Raw genomic sequence first — 5,609 nt, forward strand, 5'->3', positions numbered from 1 at the left:
ACTTGGAGGGAGTGGCGGAAATCCCGCAAAGATTTGTCGTCGGTCATGACGCGTGTGGAGCAGATCATCCGACAGCAGAAGTTTGAGGGCGCGGCTGCGGAGTTGCTGAACCCCAACATCATCGCGCGTGATTTGGGCCTCGCCGATAAGAAAGAAATAGGTGGGGAACTGAGCGTTCGAACCCTGTCTGACTTCTACGCTCCGGCTGGTGACGCAACCGACGCTTAACCCAGCGCTACGCGAGTTTTGGATAACTCCGGCGCGGAATAGGGTTCTTTACGGAGGAAGATCCTCTTCCAAGTCTTGGGACGCTGCAGGTTTCGCTGTCTTCCTGGCATCGAACTTCAAGGTGAGGTTCCTGTGCGCTCGCCAGTTTCAGAACAAGATCGCAGAGTCAGTTTACACACTACTCAAAATTCAGATTGCCCGCTTCGGTCTGGAAGATGACTTCGAGATCACGCGGGACAGCATCCGACATAAGCGGACCGGATCAGAATTCCTGTTCTACGGGCTCTGGCGCCACATCGATGAGATCAAGTCCCTTGAGGGGATAGACGTCTGCTGGATTGAGGAAGCCCATGGCCTCACTAAAGAGCAGTGGGAGATTTTGGAGCCAACGCTCCGCGGAGAAGCAAGTCAGTTCTGGATCATCTTCAACCCGAAGCTGGTTACGGACTTCGTGTACCGGACCTTTGTCACCGGAACGCCTTCAACGCGGATCAAGGGAGAGATCTACGGCGTTGTAGGAGACACGATCAAGCGCCGTATCAACTACGACGAAAACCCGTTCCTGACCCAGACCATGCTTCGCGTGATCGCCAAGAAGAAGCAAACGGACCCCGAAGGGTTCGTGAATATTTATGGCGGCGAGCCAATTGAGGACGATGATCAGGTCATCATCAAGCGCAGCTGGATCCGGGCTGCCATCGACGCGCACAAGAAACTGGGTATCAAGCCGACTGGGCGGCGCAGGATTGGCTTTGACGTAGCCGACAGCGGAGAAGACAAGAACGCATTGGTTGAGGCCTACGGTATCCTGACAGTGGGCGTCGAGGAATGGGCGGCCGGCGAAGATCAATTGCTTAAGTCCGCAACCCGCGTCCATGCCAGAGCACGGCAGGTGAGTGCAGAGATTGACTACGACAGCATTGGGGTAGGGGCTTTTGCCGGAGGGCACTTCCAGGCTCTGAACCAATCTGAGGGAACAAGCATCGAATACCGAAAGTTCAACGCTTCAGGGGAGGTGTTGAACAAGGGCCAACGGATAGACGCCAACGATGACAATTCGCCACTGAATGAAGATTTCTACTGCAACCTGAAAGCTCAGGCCTGGTGGGAAGTGGCAACACGGTTCCGCAACACCTTCAACGCGGTGGAGCGGCAAATGACTTTCCCCGAGGAAGAGCTCATCGCGATTTCTAGTGACTGTGACCACCTGGAAGACCTGATCGATGAACTATCGACACCGCGCAAAGACGTGGACACGCGCGGGAAGTCGAAAGTCGAGAGCAAAAAAGACCTCGCCAAGCGCGACATCGCCTCTCCGAACAAGGCCGACGCATTCATCATGGCGAACGGACCACGTGACGCCAGCACTTACGATCTAGGGAGCCTTCTGTAATGGGCGCTATCCTTCAAATCAAAGATGGTATTCGCAACTTGGTGGCCAACCTTGGCACCGACCGCGACAAGGCCAGCCACAGCGAATATCAGTTTGTTCAGCTCTCGCAGGTTCAGCTGCATGCTGCATACCGGTCTTCCTGGTTGCCGCGGAAGGTGATCAATATCCCAGCGGACGACGCGACGCGAAAGTGGCGCACATGGCAAGCAAAGGCCGATGTGGTTAACAAATTGGAGGCAACCGAAAAGCGCTTAAGGCTTCGAAAGAAGGTGCGCAAAGCCATGAAAATGGCTCGCCTTGAAGGTGGGGCCGCCATTCTGATTGGAACAGGGGACAAGGATTTGTCCAAACCTCTCAACCCGACGCGCGTGGCCAAAGACGGGCTGAAATACCTCACGGTTCTAAGCAAGTTCGATCTCACGCCCGGACAGCAGGACTTTGTCATCGCCTCAGAAACCTTTGGTCTTTCCCAAAGCTACTCTCTTACGACGGGCGAGGGTGTGACCTACGAAATCCACCCAAGCCGCTTGGCGATCTTCACCGGTGCGGAAAAGATCAGTGGGGGGTCCACAGAGATCGATCCCTGGGGCGACAGCGTTCTTCAAACGGTCCTGCATGCAACTAAGCAGGCTGACAGCACGGTCGCCAATATCGCGTCTTTGGTGTTTGAGGCGAAAGTAGACACCATCGGGATTCCTGATCTGTCCAGAATGATGAGCAACCCGAAAACGGAAGCCATGGTGCTCGAGCGCCTGTCGCTGGCGGAGAAAGCCAAAAGCATCAACGGCACTCTGGTGCATGATGCAGCCGAAACGGTTGGGCAGAAGAGCGCCAGCTTTGCGCAGCTGCCTGACATTATGGCGAAATTCTTTACCGTGGTGAGTGGCGCGGCCGATATCCCGGTAACCCGTTTGTTTGGTCAATCCCCTGACGGTATGAATGCGACCGGCGACGGTGACTTGAACAATTACTACGACAGCATTCAAACCATTCAAGAAATGGACGTTGGCGATGCAATGTCCGTGTTGGATGAGGTGATCATTCACAGTTCCCTTGGAAGTCGTCCTGCTGATGTTTTCTACAACTGGGTGCCGCTCAAGCAGCTGAGTGAGAAGGACCGTGCTGAGGTGGGAGACAAGATCAGCAGCGCCTTCAAAAAGGTAGTTGAAATGGACCTGTTGCCGCCGGAAGCCGTGGGAGCTTCGCTTGTTGGAGCGCTTACTGAAACGGGTGTTGCACCGGGGCTGGAAGCGCAAGTGGGCGAATACTACGCGGACGACGAAGAAGATCTGCAATCGGGCGTCACGGAGGCCTAATCCATGAAATTCACCGACACCGCCACATTGGCGGGCACCCGCAAAACTGCGGAAGGATACTTCGTGGCCGAAGCCTTCGCGGTTCGGTCGGGCATCCAGCTTTACACCGGGGCCGAAGTGGGGCTCGCAGATCGTGAGACCGTACGTGTCTGGCGCCCTGAAGACGAAGTGCGAGCACCTGAGAGCTTGCGCACCTTCAGTCACGCCCCTGTCACTCTTGGCCACCCTGAGAGCGTAACGGCAGACAACTGGAAGGATCTGGCCAAAGGCGAAGTCTCCACGGAAGCCACCTGGGACGGCAACAAGATCAAGCTGCCACTGATTGTCAAAGACGCGGAAGCGGTGAGGGCCGTGGAGAGCGGCACTCGGGAACTCTCAGCCGGCTACACCTGCCGTCTTGAGATGGCAGACGGCGTCACACCCGATGGCGAAGCCTACGACGCAATCCAGCGCGATATCCGGATCAATCACCTCGCAATTGTGCCCAAAGGCCGTGCGGGGAGCGAATGCCGCATCGGCGATGGTGCGGACAAATGGGGCGCAAGCCCTCTCACCGATGCAGAACGAAAGGAAACACCTATGTCACTGCGCAAAATCTTGGTGGATGGCTTGCAGGTCGAGACGACCGACGCGGGCGCGCAAGCCATTGAGAAGTTGAGCGGCCAACTGGCCACCAACAGCAAAGCTCTGGACGACGCAAAGGCCGACCATGCCGCGGAGCTCGCGGACAAAGACAAAGAGATCGCCGGCAAAGACGCTGAAATCGAGAAGCTCAAGAACGAGCAGCTGTCTGATGCGGATCTTGATACCCGTGTCGAAGTCCGAGCTGCCTTGGTTGACGCCGCTCGCAAGATCGACCCGGAAGTGAAGACAGAAGGCGTCTTTGATGCCGAGATCCGGAAGGCGGTTGTCACCACCAAACTTGGCGACGCAGCCGTAGCAGATAAGTCTGAGGCCTACATCGAAGCCCGATTTGATGCTCTGGCGGACATTTCTGGCGCCTCCGACGATCCCCTGAACACCATCATCAAACCCCGTGACGGCGACAACGCTGATGCGTGGGGCAAAGCTGTTTTCGACTCCGCTGGCGTCGATATGAAAAAGGAGGCCTGACCCATGGCTATTCTCACCCAAGGGCGTTTGAACGCGGCCTTTCTGATTTCGGAGGCCAACGACCACCGGTCCCGCGATGAAGAGATTGTGGACGCCACAAGCGGTGCATTGGAGACCGGCACGGTTCTCGGCAAGGTCACCTCATCTGGCAAGTTTGTGCGGCATGATGCCGGGGCCTCAGATGGCTCTGAAAGCGAAGCCGGTATCTTGCTGATCGGTATCGGTGCCGAAGAGGCAAGTCGCACTGTCATCAGACGGGATGCCGAAGTTCAGCAATCCGAACTCACATATGCGGCCGGTGCAAACGCCGCTCAGGAAACTGCGACGAACGCTGCGCTGGAAGCGCTCGGCATCGTCGTTCGCTAAGGAGGTTTGACCAATGGCGACAATGGACATTTTCAACAATTCCGCTTTTTCGACCACCTCCCTGACAGGCATGATCGAAAAGATGGATTTTAAGCCGTCTCTGCTTGGCAGCTTGGGTCTTTTTGAGCCGATGCCGGTTCGGACCCGCAACATCTTCGTGGATCGTCGTGACGGCAAGCTGACGCTGATTCCGACCTCAGCGGACGGCTCGGCGCCTGAGGTTTTGGAAAGCGATGACCGTGATGCGGTTTCTCTGAAGACCACGCGCCTTGCAAAGCAGTTCACGCTCTACGCACACGAGCTGGATGGCATTCGCGGGTTTGGCTCGGAGACCGAACTTGCTGCGGTTCAAGCCGAGTATGCGCGTCGCTCCAAGCGCATCCGCGAGGATCTGGAACTTACACATGAGCACCACCGATTGGGCGCCTTGCAAGGTAAGTTGCTTGATGCTGACGGCACGACCGTGATCTACGATTTCTTCTCGGAATTTGGTGAGAACGAAGAAGCCGCCATTTCCTTTGAACTGGACGTGGGCACAACTGATATCCGCGGCCTCTGCCACCAGTTGACGCGGTCAATGGCGCGTACTTCCCGCGGGGCTTTTACCAGCAGCACTTCCGTGCACGCCCTTGTAGGGGATGACTTCTACGATGCTCTGATTAAACACCCGAATGTCGAAAAGGCCTACTTGAACTGGTCAGCCGCCGCGGACTTGAAGGAGAACAAGGCTTTCGGCGCGTTCCACTACGGCGGCATCACCTGGCACAACTACCGTGGCACCGATGATGGATCGACTGTTGCCATTCCAACGGATGAAGCGAAGTTCTTCCCCGTCGGTGCGCGCGATGTGTTCAAGAAGGCCATGGCGCCACTGGAAACCATGGGCTTCATCAACACGCCAGGTCGCGACGTCTACATGATGAACGTGTCAGATCGTGACCGGAACATGTGGAGCAAGGGCGAGATCTACAGCTACCCGCTCTACATCTGCCAGCAACCACGCGTTCTGCGCAAAGCCACCCTGACTTGATTTGATCGGGAGGCGGCAGCTTTCGCCTCCCGCCTGCCAAGGAGAGAACCTATGGAATACACAATCGAGAATGGCGCGCACCGCGGAAAAGCCTTCAAAGTCTATGGTGGGCTTGAGATCGTGAAGCCAGGCCAAACCCGCACCCTAAAGCTGTCAGAGGAAC

Annotated in this window: 6 protein-coding genes; all 6 read left to right on the plus strand. The window is 56.5% G+C overall.

Annotated features, from left to right (window positions below):
• A partial coding sequence (locus QOL67_RS21780; protein WP_283428098.1) for a terminase small subunit occupies positions 1–228 on the plus strand: 228 nt, incomplete at its 5' end.
• Entirely contained in the window at positions 209–1,621 is a 1,413-nt protein-coding gene (locus tag QOL67_RS21785) for a PBSX family phage terminase large subunit (protein ID WP_283428099.1), read from the plus strand. The genes QOL67_RS21780 and QOL67_RS21785, both read left to right, overlap by 20 nt.
• Positions 1,621–2,937 carry a DUF1073 domain-containing protein gene (locus QOL67_RS21790; protein ID WP_283428100.1) on the plus strand — a complete coding sequence of 439 codons (1,317 nt, stop codon included), beginning with the start codon at positions 1,621–1,623 and terminating at the stop codon, positions 2,935–2,937. Before QOL67_RS21785 ends, QOL67_RS21790 begins: the two co-directional genes overlap by 1 nt.
• Positions 2,938–2,940: 3 nt before the next feature.
• Positions 2,941–4,050 carry a DUF2213 domain-containing protein gene (locus QOL67_RS21795; protein WP_283428101.1) on the plus strand — a complete coding sequence of 370 codons (1,110 nt, stop codon included), beginning with the start codon at positions 2,941–2,943 and terminating at the stop codon, positions 4,048–4,050.
• 3 nt (positions 4,051–4,053) lie between these two features.
• Complete coding sequence (locus QOL67_RS21800) at positions 4,054–4,416, plus strand: head decoration protein (RefSeq protein ID WP_283428102.1); 363 nt, start codon at positions 4,054–4,056, stop codon at positions 4,414–4,416.
• A gap of 13 nt (positions 4,417–4,429) precedes the next feature.
• Entirely contained in the window at positions 4,430–5,446 is a 1,017-nt protein-coding gene (locus tag QOL67_RS21805) for a major capsid protein (RefSeq protein ID WP_283428103.1), read from the plus strand.
• Positions 5,447–5,609: the final 163 nt, after the last annotated feature.

The sequence above is a fragment of the Shimia sagamensis genome, assembly GCF_900182745.1.
GTDB classification, from domain to species: domain Bacteria; phylum Pseudomonadota; class Alphaproteobacteria; order Rhodobacterales; family Rhodobacteraceae; genus Shimia; species Shimia sagamensis.

Coding starts and splice junctions, on each gene's coding strand:
- QOL67_RS21790 (WP_283428100.1), top strand. CDS start 1,621: ATGGGCGCTATCCTTCAAATCAAAGATGGTATTCGCAACTTGGTGGCC.
- QOL67_RS21800 (WP_283428102.1), top strand. CDS start 4,054: ATGGCTATTCTCACCCAAGGGCGTTTGAACGCGGCCTTTCTGATTTCG.
- QOL67_RS21795 (WP_283428101.1), top strand. CDS start 2,941: ATGAAATTCACCGACACCGCCACATTGGCGGGCACCCGCAAAACTGCG.
- QOL67_RS21805 (WP_283428103.1), top strand. CDS start 4,430: ATGGCGACAATGGACATTTTCAACAATTCCGCTTTTTCGACCACCTCC.